The sequence below is a fragment of the Kineosporia babensis genome, assembly GCF_021129305.1.
GTDB classification, from domain to species: Bacteria; Actinomycetota; Actinomycetes; order Actinomycetales; family Kineosporiaceae; genus Kineosporia; species Kineosporia babensis.
The window spans coordinates 1-15,997 of record NZ_JAJOMB010000009.1 but is presented as its reverse complement, the minus strand read 5'-3'; the positions used below and the strand labels follow the sequence as shown (position 1 = coordinate 15,997).

Annotated in this window: 12 protein-coding genes; 4 read left to right on the top strand and 8 right to left on the bottom strand. The window is 59.9% G+C overall.

Annotation, left to right across the window (positions count from 1 at the left end; all coding sequences use genetic code 11):
• Positions 1-83 precede the first annotated feature (83 nt).
• From LR394_RS17590 to LR394_RS17580, 3 genes are read right to left on the bottom strand one after another with little or no spacing between them, the layout of a single operon-like run.
• Positions 84-1,202, bottom strand: coding sequence for a glycosyltransferase (locus LR394_RS17590; protein ID WP_231443240.1), 1,119 nt, complete (start codon positions 1,200-1,202; stop codon positions 84-86).
• Positions 1,199-2,344: a glycosyltransferase family 4 protein gene (locus LR394_RS17585; RefSeq protein ID WP_231443238.1), complete on the bottom strand. Its 1,146-nt coding sequence runs from the start codon at positions 2,342-2,344 to the stop codon at positions 1,199-1,201. Before LR394_RS17585 ends, LR394_RS17590 begins: the two co-directional genes overlap by 4 nt.
• On the bottom strand, positions 2,341-3,228 hold the full coding sequence (locus LR394_RS17580) for a glycosyltransferase family 2 protein (RefSeq protein ID WP_231443236.1): 888 nt from the start codon (positions 3,226-3,228) through the stop codon (positions 2,341-2,343). Before LR394_RS17580 ends, LR394_RS17585 begins: the two co-directional genes overlap by 4 nt.
• A gap of 951 nt (positions 3,229-4,179) precedes the next feature.
• Between LR394_RS17580 and LR394_RS17575 the strand changes: the two genes are divergently transcribed.
• Positions 4,180-5,076, top strand: coding sequence for a beta-1,6-N-acetylglucosaminyltransferase (locus LR394_RS17575; RefSeq protein WP_231443234.1), 897 nt, complete (start codon positions 4,180-4,182; stop codon positions 5,074-5,076).
• 55 nt (positions 5,077-5,131) lie between these two features.
• The gene (locus LR394_RS17570; RefSeq protein WP_231443232.1) at positions 5,132-6,331 is read left to right on the top strand and encodes an acyltransferase family protein; all 1,200 of its coding nucleotides are present in this window, start codon (positions 5,132-5,134) and stop codon (positions 6,329-6,331) included.
• Positions 6,332-6,979: 648 nt separating this feature from the next.
• Here LR394_RS17570 and LR394_RS17565 read toward each other — a convergent pair.
• Together LR394_RS17565 and LR394_RS17560 are read right to left on the bottom strand one after the other, a co-directional pair.
• A complete protein-coding gene (locus LR394_RS17565) occupies positions 6,980-7,771 on the bottom strand; it encodes an O-antigen ligase family protein (RefSeq protein WP_231443230.1) in 792 nt (263 codons plus the stop codon).
• Between the two features lie 1,454 nt (positions 7,772-9,225).
• Positions 9,226-10,260, bottom strand: coding sequence for an acyltransferase family protein (locus LR394_RS17560; protein ID WP_231443228.1), 1,035 nt, complete (start codon positions 10,258-10,260; stop codon positions 9,226-9,228).
• Between the two features lie 160 nt (positions 10,261-10,420).
• Between LR394_RS17560 and LR394_RS17555 the strand changes: the two genes are divergently transcribed.
• The gene (locus LR394_RS17555; protein ID WP_231443226.1) at positions 10,421-11,668 is read left to right on the top strand and encodes an acyltransferase family protein; all 1,248 of its coding nucleotides are present in this window, start codon (positions 10,421-10,423) and stop codon (positions 11,666-11,668) included.
• 11 nt (positions 11,669-11,679) lie between these two features.
• On the opposite strand, the gene LR394_RS17550 is transcribed toward LR394_RS17555, so the two are convergent.
• Together LR394_RS17550 and LR394_RS43670 are read right to left on the bottom strand one after the other, a co-directional pair.
• A complete protein-coding gene (locus LR394_RS17550) occupies positions 11,680-12,948 on the bottom strand; it encodes an MATE family efflux transporter (RefSeq protein WP_231443223.1) in 1,269 nt (422 codons plus the stop codon).
• Between the two features lie 79 nt (positions 12,949-13,027).
• Positions 13,028-13,669, bottom strand: coding sequence for an alpha-1,2-fucosyltransferase (locus LR394_RS43670; protein ID WP_407937075.1), 642 nt, complete (start codon positions 13,667-13,669; stop codon positions 13,028-13,030).
• A gap of 691 nt (positions 13,670-14,360) precedes the next feature.
• Here LR394_RS43670 and LR394_RS17545 point away from each other — a divergent pair.
• Positions 14,361-15,137, top strand: coding sequence for a DUF268 domain-containing protein (locus LR394_RS17545; RefSeq protein WP_231443221.1), 777 nt, complete (start codon positions 14,361-14,363; stop codon positions 15,135-15,137).
• 79 nt (positions 15,138-15,216) lie between these two features.
• On the opposite strand, the gene metK is transcribed toward LR394_RS17545, so the two are convergent.
• A partial coding sequence (gene metK, locus LR394_RS17540) for a methionine adenosyltransferase (RefSeq protein WP_231443219.1) occupies positions 15,217-15,997 on the bottom strand: 781 nt, incomplete at its 5' end.

Here is a 15,997-nt window from a genome sequence, read left to right as displayed (position 1 = left end):
GTTCATTGTGCCTGCCCGAGGGAAAATCCGATCAACCGGACGTCCACTCTTCGGCTCGGTTTGGAGGGTACTCATGCAACAGGTCAGGTCCGGCCCACAACAAGGTCAATGACGTTCACCATGCTGCTCACCACCGAATCGATGGTAGGCAGCCCTGGGTCTCCCACAGAAATCTTGGCTCGTGCGCCAGATTTCATGAACGAAAAAGCCTGCTTCGCAAACATTTCAGGATCATTAACAAGAACCTGGAGGTTCACGCCGGGTGTCAGGAACTCGTACTCCGGGGCATGGAAAGGAAAGTTCGTACTGAAGATCGGTATCTGAAGAGCCATCGCATCGACAGCAACCAGGCCTACTCTTCCTGGCATCCAGAGAGCCTGAGCGACGGTCGCCATATCAGCGAGGCTCTTGGCATCGGCGTGCCGCAGATGCCGGACGTACCCTGCCCGAATACCGGGCTCCAGAAGGCCCTCATCCTCGCCAGATCCCGCCACCAGCAAGAGAAAATCGGGATCCATACGGTGCGCAACCGCACCGGCTGCACAAAGGAAATCGACTCTTTTATCGCCGTCCAGCCCCCCGGCATACATAGCCACTGGTCGCTGATGCGTTGTCACACCGAACGCTTCGGAGAATCTGAGGTCTCGTCTCTGACGACTGCGGAACTCCTTGATCAAAACTTTTGTATCAGTGGAATTTCCCACAGCGGTGATGCGATCGGCGGGAATTCCACCGATGACAAGATGTTTCCGTCCAGACTCGGTGTATGTCATGATGTGGTCCGCACGTCTGGCGAGCCGGTACTTGATCCGCTCGACCGCAGGGCGCGGTGGCTTGGTGTATGATTTGCCGTGCCCCCAGAGCACCATCGAAGACTGGCGTTTGAGGAACAGCGAATGCCAAGCGTTCACGTTTCCTACGTCCAACTCCATGACACATACCTGGCTCTGGCCCATCAGGGAGTTCAGCTTGGCTCGGTACTTGAACTCACCTACCGGCGTATTCCACACCGAGGACTCGACCGGAACAAGCCAGGGCAGGTCTGAAATTTCGTCAGACCGCTTGGCCTGAGCGCCAGAAGCGTGCCCTGCCGCTACGACGAGGCTATCCCCTCGTTCCGCCAAACGCTGGGCCAGGCTGTTGAACAACGGAACCCGATAGTGCGGGACATACGGTTGGACATACAACACCTGCATGCTCATGGCCTGCCTGGCACAGCAAGTTCACGCTCAGCGAGAACTTCCTCGTAGACGCCGGTCAAGCGCCGGACCATGACTTCGTTGGTCCATTGGTCTAGAAAGAGGCTATGTCCGCGCTCGGACAGTCTGATCTGTTCGTCTCGGTCACAGATCAGGTCCGCTAGAACAGCCGTGAAGTCGTCCACCGTCGGTTCCGCGAACCGAGCAGCCTCTGCCTCGGAGATCACCTCCAGCAGAGGTGTCTCGGTTGTGGAAACCACAGGCGTCCCGATCGAGAACGCCTCTACCAGTACAAGCCCGTAAGGCTCTCTCCGAGCGGGAAAGACGAAAGCAGTCGCCTTGGCGAACTCGGTGTCGAGTTCAATGCGCCCGAGTTCCCCCATGTACCGGAGCGCATGACCGTCCGGTGACTGTGAACAGAGCATCCTGAGCTCGGCCAGATCGCCCTGATCCGTTCCGGCAATGATGCCCTCGACATCGTGTCCTTCGCTGCGAAGCCGGAGCACCGCCCGAGCGAACACCATGACCTGCTTGCGAGGATGCAGACGCGATGCAAAGAGCAGCCTCGCCGGCCCCGCTGGTGGTGACCACGTTGCCTTTGGGAAAGGAACCGTATTGTGCACGGTAGTACTACCCGCGTCCCTCGCGCCGAAGCTGGTCAGGTGTGGGGCCTCGTCGTCGGTCAGCGTGATGAACCGGGCTACCCGGTGCAGAGCAGGTCGGGTCAGGATACGGTCAAAGACCAGAAACGTGAGAGTCCTTGGGTAGGAAAGCATTCCATGCGACTGAGCAACGACGGGGACCCTGGAACGATGTGCGACCAGAACCGCACTCAGCGAGAGGTAGTCACGGCAGACGTGCACGTGGACCAGGTCCACTCCCCGCAGAGTTTCCCGAACTGCTCGAATCCAGCCTGAGCCCACCAAGAAGCGAAGACCCATCGACTTGACCACAGGCCTGACCTGGATCAATCTCACCGGAAGCCCACGCAGCTCAGCGGGTGGATCGCTGCCCAGCCAGCCGGCCAGTAACGTTACCTCGTGGCCGGCTTCGCGCAGCGACCTGACCTGGTTGACAACCACTTCCCAGACTCCGCCAGCAACCGAGCCCGGTCCGGCGAGAGTGGTGATCACAGCGATTTTCATTGATGCCGCTCCCGCGCCTCGACGCTGGCCAGGTCGACTGTTCGCTGGCGCTCGGTCAAAGAGATTTCCGTTCGCTTCACACCGATCTGCCAAAAATAAAAGGCATGAGCGACGGCATAATGAAAGCCGGCCTTGCCGTCGAGGAAGCCCCTGCGCGCGACATAAGAATAGAGGAAGAAGACCAGCGGTTTGAACGGGAGCTTGGCATAGCGCTTGCCCCGTTTCGTTCTCGAATCCTGTACAGAAGTTGCCAAGGCGTCCCGTTCAGCCAGATGCGCTTCCCAGTCGCTATATCGATTGTGCCGAGCGAAGTAGTCGAACAGCGGGTCCCGATCGTTGTGGTGAAGAGTGCCGTTGAGCCGACCGATACTACCGTTGATGGTCGGCTGATAGTGTCCCTCAACCTCCCACATGTTCTTCACACCTAAGTCGTCCACGTGCGGCCAAGCCGCGCGTGTGCGATCCAGCAAAACCCGCTTTGTCACCCGATGACCATGGCGGAGCATCCGGCCCATGAACCAGTAGTCGAGTTCCACATCGTAAGCGACATGCTCCGGCCGCTGCATAAGACTCGCGAGCTCCATGGCGAGCTCCGGCGTGACCATCTCGTCAGCATCCAGGTAGAGAACCCAGTCGAACTTGAACGGGAGAGTAAGGAGGGCCCATTCCTTCTTCTTGGGATAACCACCGTCCCAGGTGAACTGGACGACTTCGCAATCATACTGCTCGGCGATTGCGAGAGTGCGATCGGTGCTGTGACTGTCCGCCACGAAGACCTGCCCGAACGGGAGCACGCTTCGCAGCGTGTGCTCCAGAACTCGTTCTTCGTTGATGGTCATGATGATCACTGAGATCGGGATGGAGCCAGGGGGAAGCGCCTTCACCAGAGTTCACCTGCTCCTCGGAAGTCAGACACAGCGTCCGAACCTGACGACGACAGCGGCGTCTTCTCGAACCGGTCACGACGATTTACGACAGCAACTCAATATAGCTCGAACACTACTGCAAGCCATTCGATGCAGTGCATCGACTGCTGTTCGTGGAGCGAAAGCGCACCGGACGCAGCGCCTTCATGGGCCATACTCGGTTCAATCGTCCCCCAAACGGATGACTTCCTGCCTCTGCAGCGCTCCAACCCAAGCCCAGCGCAGAACTTTCTTCGCTCACCGCAACATGCTTCCCCTGGTCGTGATTTATTTCCATGCTGCGCATGTGGTGCCAAGGGCAGTTGATGATGCGTGAGGCCTTTGAGCCCAACTCTTCGGCCCGCCGCCCCATCCGCTCTTCGGTCCGCTGTGAACGAAGTCGCCAGTCGAGGGCACGCCAATCTGAAACTCTGACCTGTAGCTTCTGGCGCCGAGCCAGATGGTTGCGATTCGGGAGAAGAATGACACTGCTGGAGCCCGGCAACGCTTGTGAACAGGCCAGCCGACGTGCGTTGCGCCTGGATGGATGCGACTCCCGACCTGGCCATTCCGTTAGTAGCGCCGCTGCACAACGAACGGTGACTACGAATCACGAACTGGGCAGGAGTCAATGACAACAGCGGGGACGCTGAGTATGCTGCTGCTCTTCATATGCGTCGGCATCATCGCAACCCGTTGAGTGTGTACACTTCCTTGGATGGCCTTATTACCCAGAAGGCCATCTCCATGTTCTGCGTGTATATGCTGCCGCAGCTGTTCAAGAACTGCTCGAGAAGTGGCTTTGACCGCGCTCACAGTCGACAGCAAGATTCTTCCAAGAATCTCATGACGCCGGCCTCAACCCCGTTCTGGACGCTCCCTGAACTCGGGTGTGACTGCAGACACTTAACGAAACCGTAGGAACCTTGTATGCCAACGTTTGTTATTCTGGCGCATCGTGATCCGGAACTAGTCGCCCGGCTCGCACGGCACCTCTCCCCTTTTCCCGTCGTTGTGCATGTCGACCGAAAAACCCAGATATCGTCCTTCCAACGAGGGCTTCACGGCATCCCTGAATTGACCCTTCTGTCCGACACCGATCGCGTGGCTGTGAACTGGGCAGGGTTCAGCATGCTGCAAGCCACCGTTAATGCATTCCGGCATGCTCTCCCCCGGACTCCGGCCGATGATCATGTGGTGCTTCTGTCCGGTCAGGACTACCCAATCAAGCCGATAGCCGACTTCGCCAGGTACCTGAAGACGGCCGAACACCAGCAGCACATCAGAATGTTCGAGATCACTCCCGACCAGACCAGGTATCACCGGCATCTGGTTGGCCACTACCTTCAGGATCTGCATCTACCGGGTCCGCTGGACCATCCCCGGATACGTCGTATCGCCCTACGCCTCGTCCGGGATTCTCTCGGCCGACGCAAGCGCACACCGCCACCAGCCACACGCTTCACCTTCGGCTCTCAGTGGGTTGCCCTGACCGGCGCCTGCGTGGCCTGGATCGTGGAAAATTTTCCCACCTCGCCGGCCGCACGCTTCACCTCCCGGTCATTCGCGCCGGATGAGAAGACCATACACAGCATGGTGGCCAATTCTCCTTTCGCAAGCCAGATCCCGGGCGGAATTCCAGAACCGTTCGCCGGGAACGGCACGTACCGAATGGCGAACTTCCATGTGATTGATCCTTCGCTCAACAAGATCTTCGAGCTGTCGGACTTCGATTTTCTAGCCGAGTCCCCGCATCACTTCGCCCGGAAATTCACCAGCCAGAGCGCGGATCTTGCCGACCGTATCGATGCCGAGCTTCTTCGCTGAGGTCCGCTTTCTGAGTTAAGCGCGCCCCGAAGAACCGAGATCCAGGAGTAACCCGATGCCGAACGATCGTCATTCCCTTGGCTCTCAAGCGCATGACAGCCAGAAGCTGCTCCCACCAGTCTCCGACGGGTTGGATGTACTTCGATCGGACGATCGGACGCTCTTGAAGAGCAATGCCGAGACGCAGTCTCTGAGCAGCAGGCAAGAGGCTCGGCGAGTAGTCAGCGGTACTACCAAGCAGCGTCACAAATGGATCGACGCTGCTCGAGGTTTGGCGATTTTTCTCGTCGTATTCCTGCATGCCACAGAACGGGTTTCGACCGATTCACCTTGGTACCTGATCAACGAGGTGGTCAGCACGCTCCGGATGCCGCTCTTCTTTATGTGCTCAGGCATCCTCGGGGCCAAATGGGTCCGGGCTGCCTGGCCGGACCTCGTGGCCCAGAAGGCATTCTTCTTGTTCTGGGTCTTCCTGCTGTGGCAGACAATCTTCAACATCAGAGAAGTGTTCGTCGGCGGTCCGGTCCAGGGCAACCCCGTGCTGGAACGACTTGTGCTCCTTGCTCACACACCGGTGGTACCGCAGTTCGAGCTCTGGTTCCTCTGGGCGCTGACGCTCTTCTTTCTGGTCTCCCGCCTGCTCTCAAGGGTCCCGGTCAAAGCACAGCTCGCTCTGGGCTTCGCTCTGGGGATTTATGCGTTCTCGAGCCTTGCGCCCCACACGAACCTGGGCTGGGAGGGCGCGATGAAGTACTATCTGTTCTTCACGATTGGCGTGTACTGCCGGTCGGCTCTGATCCATCTGGCCGAGCAACTCAACACCGCGAAGATCTTCCTGGTGATGGCCGGATGGCTGGTCATTGCAATCGCCACGAACCTCACTGGGGCGATCTACCTACCAGGCATCGGTGTGACCGTTCGGATTATGGGCCTGGTCGCAGGCGTAGGGCTCGCCACCCTGGCCCAGAACCTGCGGTTCATCCGCTACCTCGGAGCTCGAACTTTACCCATCTACCTCGCGCACGGCACCTTCCTGACGCTGCTGCTCCCGCCCGCTCTCGCGGTGAGCGGATACCTCTCGCTCCCTGGAACAGCCTGGGTCCTGCCGGTTCTCCTGACACCGCCGGCTGTGCTCGCCTCGATCCTGTTGTACGGCGTGGCTATCAAGACACCGGCGCGCATTCTCTACATGCCGAGCAACTCCATGACCGAGCTGGTGCGACGAATCGTGACCTGGGCATCCGGGCAGAGGTGACGTAGCTGCTGGTCGCCGTGTTGTCGAAAAGACGATCCGCGCGGTTGCGCTTGCTTGTTACGGCACCCGTACTCGCAGAGCAGCGAGCAGAGAGGGAAGACACGAAGGGTAGGCCTTCGGGACTGCCCCCAGTTTGGCCGACACCTGACTGTCAAGGAGTGCGATCCTTGCTGGTGACCAGTCGGGCACCGCTGTGAGCTGAGGTATTCCGGGTCGTGTCGGTGCTTGCATGGTCTGTCTTTTGTTTTGCTGCGGGGTGTCCGATGCCTCGCAACCGTCGTATGGGCAGCTTGCTGCTCAGGTGTCGGCGCAGGCGAAGGTGATCGCTGAGCAGGGATCCCCCGATTGCCCAAGCGAAGGCCAGGACGAAGGCGCATTCGACGACGATCGCGGCGGACAAGAAGCACGCACAGGGCGGGGGCGGGCAGCCTTGTCATACGGATTCTGGCCTGGCCCGGGTGGTGGATCCGGACCGGGTGATGCGGTTGAAGCCCGGGCAGCGTGAGGGGTGCGGCGGCGGGCCTGAGAGAGTCTGACCGGGGGCCGGGGCGGATGGCCTCCAGCGCTCAGGTGTTCGATCTGCCTTCGATGCAGGTACAGGTGACCCGAGCTCCAAGTGATGGCCCACACCTGTCGTCCGCAACGACATCAGGTCGACGTGGACTGCCTCGGCGATGCTGCCGTCAACGGCGGCCTTGACCGATGGTCGCTGAGACTCAGGGCTTCGTCCGTCCGGGACGATCTGGTCGGCGGTGCTGGAACCGAATCGAGGCTAGGCGCTCGAAAGTGGCGGGCCCACAGAACCGTCAGGAGTAATGGCAGGTACTGACCACGGTCAACGAGATTGTTCTGGTAACACATCACTGCAAGAATGACGAGGGTCATGACCACCACAATCCGAATATCCGGATCTGCCCACCCAGCACGAGCGCTGCCGGCCCACCAAGCCAGGAAACAGAACACGCCTGCTGCACCCAACAACCCAGAAGCGGAAAGAATGCCGAGCGGAACGGAAATTCCCCCTCCACCGAACTCGAAACCAATACCAAATACCGGGGAGTGCAGAAAATCTAGCATGGACTGCTCATTCACCCTTTGGCGACCAAAGTCGCTGCCCGAACCAGCCCCTGGCGCCAGACGAGTATTCGCCGCTACCCATGCTATGGCCTGGACAATCAGGGGCGCGGTCAAGCAAACTCCAATAAATCCAATAACTATTGTTGTACCACTAGCCTTCTTGCCGGCCAAAAACGGGATCAGCACAGTAGCGATCACGGCACTAGCAATTCCGATGCGAGAGTCCGAGGCTAGTAACCCCGCCCAAATCGAGACCAGACAAGGAGCCGCAAGAATGATTAGGCGCTTGCGGCGCAGGAGGAAAGCAGCTACCGGAACTGCCGAACCAAGGTAGAGCGCGAGGCTATTGGGATAGAAAGCCAAACCCGAGGCTCGTGTCTGCTCTCCAAGGGGCCGTGCGAGGTGGTCAGACAGATTCAGCCCTCTTGTTTCGGCGTACGCCACCGCGCCAGAGACGGTAGCTCCGAACAGCCACGCACTCGCGAAGAGTGATCTGGCTCTGTGGGGGCGCAGGTTATGCAGACTACTCATCGCCACCCAGGCACCCACCGTAGAGATGGCAAGTTTCACTGGCACAGCCCAGGCGCCGAGTCCAGCTTGGCCCAACCCGGACCTAGTAGAGGCCGAAACACGGTCGCCGTCACCACCGCCGTGAAGGCGCATCGTGAGCCAACTCGGATCTGGGGGCGCCACTTGAGAAATAATGTTTGCGGCACAGAAGGCCAGTAGGAGGATCCATGCCCCGGTGGGCACTGCGCGACGGAATCCAACTCGAGAGCCCACGCCGATACTGACCAAGGCTAAGGCAAGAGCGATGTCACTGACCTGAACTGGCCCCAGCATAACGCCTGACCACTGCACCGTGGTACAGAAGCATAGGATCAAAGCAACAGTGACTCTCCCCCTCGGCGTGGCCTGCTTGCCAAGTACTTCGGTCTCCGCCGTACGCTGCTGCCGGATGGAGCGCGAGCTGCCCATGAACACTTGACCGAGTGTTGCCGTTATACGGTTCCCGCGGCTGGAATATGGGACCAGATACGCCTTACAGCCGAGTTTCGTCATCAGCTGAAGAGCTGGTCCTAATGTTACAGTTTAATTCGCCTAGTTGAATCCGCGACGATTAACCGACTCGGTCCCCCGCGTTCGATTGAATGGGAGAAGCCTGCGTCGCGGGGGACTGTTGTTCAGTTTATGAACTGCTTGGACCATGACGAGAACCAGTGGCCTCTTCCATCGCTTGCCGGAGAAGATTCGTGCATGGCATCGAATAAGGAGTTGGCCGAGCAAAGAGCCCAGTGCTGTCAGGTTGCGCAGCGTCGGAGTCGGTGCTGCCGACGACGCACAGTCGTACCAGCGGCCGCCCTTGACGCTTCCGCCAGCGGAAAGCTGTTCCAATGGCTTGGCTTCAGGCTTGCTTCCTTTTCGATGGCCCTACGGGTGCCGATGCCGGTGGTGATCCGATGTGGTTTGGCCACGGCCAGGACGTAGTCAATACTCCCGCCTGCGCAGGTCGGGTTCGTTGGTATGGGCCCCTGTCACCGCCCACTGACGCGGCTGGAGCGCCTGCGACTAGAGCTTACTCGGTCAAGGTTCCGACCATGGCAGGTTCGGTCTCGACTCCGATGTCGTTCGGGACGCTTCAAGCAGGAAGAGGCTGCGCTGGTGAGGATAAGTCAGATAGACCGTGGCCTGGCAGTTCTCGAATAATTTCGGACGCTGAAGCGGCAACGAGACACCACTACGATACGGCCAATCGAATGGACGCTCGGCCTCAGGCGCTGTTCTCTCTGAAGCCACATCCTGCTCGCAGTGGTCCGCTACGCGGCAGGTGCCACTGCAACCACAATTCGCTTTCGAGGACGAAAGAGCTTGGCACAAGGAACCTCCACCGCGTGGTGCAGGGCGACGGCGAAGCCAAGACCGAGAACTATGGAGACAACGTTCGCCACAATGGTCTCCCCGAGCGCGCGACTCACGATTCCTAAGAACATGAGCTGAGTCAGGTAGACGCAGAACGACACACGACCCGCGTACTGCACAGGTCCACTGTGCAACCAGGATTTACAGCCGCGGGCATCACGTTGGGCAAGGCCGACCAGGACAGCCGCGATCGGCAGAATCAATAGCCAGTTCCCGGCCACGCTCGTTGTCAATGAACCGGCGCCGTAGACAGCTACCGCCAAGACTCCCAGCGAAAGGCTGAGCGGTATCTGCGGGAACTCCGCTCGGCGCAGTGCGATGCCGACGCAGATTCCTGCAAGGAATTCGGGAAGCCGCGCAAGGGGCAGCGTGTAGATCAGCCAGTGGGCAAATGTTCCATCTACTGCCGTCTCAGCCGGCCCGACGATCTGATAGGTGCCGAGTTGCAGCGCACCTGCCAGGACTGTCCCGGCGATCATCAGATTGGTGCGCGACACCGCACCCATACGAGCAATGATGGGGAACAGAAACGGAAAGAAAAGATAGAAGAGCGCTTCGCAGGACAGTGACCAGGCGACCGAGTTTCCAGCGTAGAACCAGTCCATGTCCGGGACCCACGACTGCACGAGGAACCAAGCGGGAACGGCACGCCACAGTTCAGACCGTTGTCCCATCACAAGGGCAATGCTCAGACAGACCGTCATGGCCACCCAGTGCGCCGGCAGGATGCGAGCAGCGCGACGCTGCCAGAAGGTCCATGCGGACTCGTTCTCCCGGGCGGTCCAAGCCAGGATGAACCCCGAAAGCACAAAGAATACGGTGACTCCCGCCTGCGTGGCATTGAACAGCGGGTGCAAGACACCGCCCAGGTGCAAGGAGCGCATATGCCAGAGCAGAACGGCTCCGGCGGCGAAAGCTCGGACGGCCGTCAACGACGGGAGGTCTCCCCTTGGATTCACAAGCACAAGTTAGATAGACCCGCGACTCGAACCGGCGGGTATGGAAAAGGAGGACTGATCGCGCGTGCTTGGCATCCCCCGATCGCCCCAAAACTTCCGGTAATCAGGGCCTTCTAGCAACCGATCCGCCAAAATGACGCTGGTGTCCCATCGCCATGAGAACCGAGCCCTGAATGTCATGCGCACTGTCGCCGCAGTCGTGGTGTGTATCGGTCACGTTCGCGGCAACCTGCTGGTACCGCTCGACGAGACCGGTGGCGGGGCCATCACCCAGATCGTCTATCTCGGCACGACCTTCGGGCACAGCGCTGTCATCGTCTTCTTCGTGCTCTCCGGCTATCTGGTAGGCGGTAGCGTTCTCAGCAGAAGTGAATTCAGTTGGGCTCCCTATCTGAGCGCCCGACTCACCCGCCTCTGGCTCGTACTCATCCCCGCGGTCGCAATCACTTTGGTCGCGGATCAGGTGGGCCAGATGCTGTGGCCTGACAGCTTGCACTACGGACCAGGAAGCCACGCCGCAGAACGTGCTTCGCTGGCCCATATCGTGGGCAACATCTTCTTCTTGCAGTCAAACACTGTAGAAGCTCTCGGCTCCAACGGCCCTTTCTGGTCTCTAGCTTACGAGTTCGGCTATTACCTGGTATTTCCGATGCTGGTTCTCGCTTTCCGCAGCGGATCGACATCGGTATCAGTCCGACTCGGGTATCTGGCACTTGCGGCTCTCGTGTTGTTCGTGGCCGGCCCGAACGCTGTCTTGCTGTTTCCGGCCTGGCTGGCTGGCGCAGCCGTTGCCCATGTACAACCTCGGCTCGTTCCCTGGCTCAGCCAATTGCGTCCGATGACCTTGAACATCGCTCGTGTCGTTACGCTGGTCATCCTGCTAGGTGCGATGGTGCTGGACAAGCTTCAAGACGGAACTCCTGAGAAGACACCGCCTTCCACGTTCATTGTCGCTGCTGTTACCACTCTCCTCGTGGTGCTCTACCTACGCGATGTCCAGCCGCGGCGGCGGATCACTCGTGGTTTCACCTGGTCGGCCAACTCGTACGCGCACAGTTCGTACTCCCTGTACGCCGTTCACGCGCCGCTCATGACCTTGCTCGTCACCATGCTGACCGTGGACGACGGCCCCCTGACGGCTGATCTCGTGGGCTGGTCGGCTGTGCTGGGCGTCACGATCGCTCTGATGGCAGCCGGCTGGCTCTTCGCCTCGTGCACCGAGCGGCATACCGCCGTTGTCGGTCGCTGGGTTCGGCTCGTCCTATCGAAGCTCAACCTCTCGAAGAGGTCAGAGCGCGATCTTCCGGATCGCCCTGCCCCGAAGAACCCGATCGTCATCGACCCCGAGAAGTCAGCCGAACGCCCTGCACCCCGCAGGTAGCTCTCGAACCGTCAGGTTGCCGAAGGCTTGGCGTCCTCAGTCTGCTCAACCGATGCCAGGATCACTTCTCTCGTCGCAGAGATGGCGAGCATGGGCTTCACCGGCTCTGAAGGCTTCTCCTTGCTGCGAAGAAGGATCAACAGCAGGACTAGGACCAGACAGTTGGCGATCAAGTAGCCCTTCGCGGCGCCTGAAGCGCCACCGACCGCAGCCCCGTGCGTCACCAGCGCGAGATGCGTGGTGACCCCGGTAGCCAACACCCAGGCAACGCCAGTGGCTCGCCCGGACGCCTGCAGATAGCTGATCAGTGGATACGTCACGGCGACCACGATCCCGGCCAGAGCGTACGCCTGGACGACAGCGATGGAAGCCTCGTACTCCTGCCCAAACACAGCTATTACCATCCAAGGAGCCGTGACGAAGACGATTCCCAGAGCCACGGCTGTGACTGCCAAGGTGATGCCCGAAGCGATCCACAATCCCTTGAGTAAGCTGCGCCGATCCTTGGCGGCGGCTACCCGTGGCGTCAGTGCCGAGCCGAGACTGGTTGCCACCACGGCGAAGGGCCCGGTAAGACGTGATCCGACCGCGAAGTAGCCGGCCTGGGACGAACTGGCCACCGAAGAGATCAGCAATCCGTCGAGCATGTAGAAGTCGGTAACCAGCCCCGAGAAGGCAAAGACCTTGCCATACTTGCCGTAGTCCTTCAGGGTTCTGAATGCTGTGATCGAGCAGCGGAGCCTAACCGCTCGCAGGCACTTTCTGCGAGCGAGCAAAAGGCCCGTGAGCGCGCCGATCGCCAGGGCCCAGAAGAACGACGGCACGACGGGCACGCCAACACCGATAAAGAGCGACCCAACGGCCAAGGTGGCTACCCGCTCGGCGACGCTGGCCCAAGAGGCATCGGCGAACTGCTCATTAGCCTGAATCAGTCCGAAGGTCGCCACCTCGTTGACCCTTAGCAGAATGAAGCTGGCGACAGCGGTACTTTCCCAAAGGTTCAGCGGTGTCCAGTAGCTGGAGAGAATCCAGGCGAGGCCGACGACTAGCGCAATAAGATTCCGGCCGTCAAAGATCGCTTGGATACCGGCATCATCGATCTTCTGCGCAGCTGCATCCCGGAACGTTCTTGGAGAGGTCCCGAAATCCACCACATCGGTGACAATCAGGGCCAACCCGTAGAACGCGGTTGCGGTCCCGAGCGCGGCCGGACTACTCGCCCGCGACATGACCACGAAGAGAAGGGCGAAGGCTGCCTGACCAAGAACGGCAGCTGCCATCATGAGGCCGGTATTACGCAGAAGGTGCCAGCCGAACGAACCACGAAGTCTTTGAAGACACCACATCAGGGTTGCGTACCTACCGAACTTCGGACGATCGCGCCCGGGCTGAAAGTGCTCGAGAGAATTCCTCAGCACCTGATCTGTTCAAGAAGAAGTCCTGCTCATTGCCGCGGGCATACTTCGTCTCACTCGACGACCACAAGGCAGGTCCTTCACCTAGGTACGCGCCCCAGCCGCTGAAAGTCGAGTTGGACGTGACCACACCGCTGCAACTCGCCATCAGAAAGATGTGCTGAAGCGCTGTTCCCCGGGGAGCGAACTCGACTACGTGTTCCTCGGCCCACTGCTGGATCTCAGCCGAGTCCGGCTCATCAGTGAAGAGCAAAAACCTCTGTTTCGCTCTATGCGCCCGCACCTGCTGAACGACCTCGGTGAACACCGACAGCGGTGTTGCCGTGTTGTTGACTCCGGAAAGCGCCGACTGCTGGGACCCTGCGCCGAAGTCGCCACGACGTACATGTACCGCGACATGACTCTGGCACGCGTCTTTGGACGGGAGCCGCACTTTCGAGTGGCTCCGGAGCGCACTTCGGACTGCGGACTCAGCACCTAGAAGATCTTGAAAGTACCTGCCGAGGCCGGAGAAGACCCGCACATGCGAGCCAGCTTCAGATGCGTGATCCTCCGAAACCAACGGCAAACGCCGCTTTATCCGCATTGCCTGTACCGGGTTCGGGCCCGACACCCGGCTTCGCAATTCACGGTGATACTGGCGCTTGTCACTCTCGCGCCGCAAGTATGGGCCGACGTGGAGCTTGCGCCAGCCGACCGGAAGCATCGTCCCCAACTCCGAGTCGCACCACGAGGCGCATCTTGCGAAGGGAAGCAGTTCGTTGCCCAGACCTGCCCTGCCGATCTGAACCTGACCATACTTTTCTTCAGTGCTACCCATGACATCCTTCTGACGGCTCCAGGGATGCCAGACGCTCCCCATGGACACTCACCGAGTTGATTCGCGGACCGAGTGCTCCGGTCAGGTCACAGCCGACAGACACCGTTCGCAGATCAGCCGCGGAAACCGAGAGTCTAACCACGCCGTCCAGCAGAAGTCGCAACATTTGCTGCCCATCGGACATTCGGACGACAACAGATGGCACTTTCACCCCAGGCGTGCGCAGTCGGGCCTGGATTCACCCTGCACACGAACTCCGATCGCACCTCTGGCTCCGACAATGTGTCCCCGCACCGCAGGTTTCCGACAGAGACAGTCCTGGCCAGAAGATCGCTCCAGTCCGCAATAGCCTTGATCGGTTCGAACAGTTCAGTAGCTTATGCTGCATGCTCGGCCAAACAGACGATTCTAGTTTCGCGGGGCGAAACGGGGCGGCAGTTACGGCAAACTCAAAGACATGAATCTGAAGTTCCCGGCGCGAGCCCTAGGCATTAATCCACGAATAATTGTCCACAGCGTTCGCGGACTCGGCCAGTTCTATGCCAATCGGCGTGAATTCTCTCGCCAGGCCCGGGGCCGAAAGGAATGGGAGATCGGTAGCGACTGGCCCCGGCCGGCCGATCGTTACGATAATAGTGGTGTAGCCAACGGCCAATACTTTCACCAGGATTTGTATGTCGCTCAGAAAATCCATGAACACGGTCCCGTCCGGCACCTGGACGTCGGCTCCCGAGTGGATGGTTTCGTTGCCCACGTCGCAACTTTCCGGCCGATCGACATCCTGGATATCCGCCCACTGTCCACCACAGCCGCCAACATCAGTTTCACACAGCGGGACCTCATGCTGGAGGATCCGTCGTTTGATGCCTGCACGGACTCACTTTCCTGCCTGCATACCTTGGAGCATTTTGGGCTAGGTAGGTACGGCGACCCGATCGACTACGACGGCTATCTCAAGGGCTGGGAAAGCCTGACCCGGATGCTGAAGGCCGGTGGCCGCTTCTATTTCTCAGTTCCAATGAGCCGGAACCAGCGGATCGAGTTCGACGCGCACCGACTCTTCGGCGTTCCGCATCTGCTGGAAATGATCGAACCGCACTACAACATCCTCAGTGCCGCCGTCGTGGACGACAGCGGCGAACTTCACCGCGACATGAATGTGCATTCCGCAGCAGGACTCAGGTCTTTCGATGTGGACCGTGGTTGCATCATTTTTGTTCTGGAGAAGCTCTGATCCCACGCATGCTGCCAGACCGGCAGACGTCGAGGTCGGGAAGGCAGGATCCTGCCTTCCCGACCTCGACGTTTGCGTTTTACAGCAACCGCTGGCCGGGTGCAAGACGCTCAGTTGCACTGAGGTCGATCGAGGTACCACCGATGATCGAGCGCAGGGCGTCGACCCGGTCGGTCTGCTCCCAGGTCATCCCGTCCAGGTTCCGGCCGAAGTGACCATACGCAGCAGTCTGGTGATACTTCGGCTTCAGCAGATCCAGATCCCGAATGATCGCAGCCGGACGCAGGTCAAAGACCTCCTTGATCGCAGCGGTAATCCGATCCACCGGAGCAGTCTCCGTCCCGAACGTCTCCACATACAGACCCACCGGCTGCGCCTTACCAATGGCGTAGGCGATCTGGACCTCGCACCGCTTGGCCAGGCCCGCCGCAACAACGTTCTTCGCGACCCAGCGCATCGCATACGCAGCCGAACGGTCGACCTTTGAGGGGTCCTTGCCGGAGAACGCGCCGCCACCGTGGCGGGCGAAACCACCGTACGTGTCCACGATGATCTTCCGCCCGGTCAGGCCGGCATCACCCATCGGGCCACCCACCTCGAACCGGCCCGTCGGATTCACCAGCAGCCGGTAGTTCGACGTGTCAATCTCCACCCGGTCCAGGACCGGCTTGATCACGTGATCCACCACATCCGGCTGCAGCAGATTCTCCAGCGAAATATCCGCCGCATGCTGCGACGACACCACCACCGTGTCCAGCCGCACCGCCCGGTCACCGTCGTAGGCGATCGTGACCTGGGTCTTACCGTCCGGGCGCAGGTACGGGACCTCACCGCTCTTACGGACCTCGGTCAGCCTCTCA

Bases quoted from the DNA above. Each gene is read 5' to 3' on its own strand.
- LR394_RS17590 (WP_231443240.1), bottom strand. From the start codon at position 1,202: ATGAGCATGCAGGTGTTGTATGTCCAACCGTATGTCCCGCACTATCGG.
- LR394_RS17585 (WP_231443238.1), bottom strand. From the start codon at position 2,344: ATGAAAATCGCTGTGATCACCACTCTCGCCGGACCGGGCTCGGTTGCT.
- LR394_RS17575 (WP_231443234.1), top strand. From the start codon at position 4,180: ATGCCAACGTTTGTTATTCTGGCGCATCGTGATCCGGAACTAGTCGCC.
- LR394_RS17570 (WP_231443232.1), top strand. From the start codon at position 5,132: ATGCCGAACGATCGTCATTCCCTTGGCTCTCAAGCGCATGACAGCCAG.
- LR394_RS17555 (WP_231443226.1), top strand. From the start codon at position 10,421: ATGACGCTGGTGTCCCATCGCCATGAGAACCGAGCCCTGAATGTCATG.
- LR394_RS17550 (WP_231443223.1), bottom strand. From the start codon at position 12,948: ATGGCAGCTGCCGTTCTTGGTCAGGCAGCCTTCGCCCTTCTCTTCGTG.
- LR394_RS43670 (WP_407937075.1), bottom strand. From the start codon at position 13,669: ATGCGGATAAAGCGGCGTTTGCCGTTGGTTTCGGAGGATCACGCATCT.
- LR394_RS17545 (WP_231443221.1), top strand. From the start codon at position 14,361: ATGAATCTGAAGTTCCCGGCGCGAGCCCTAGGCATTAATCCACGAATA.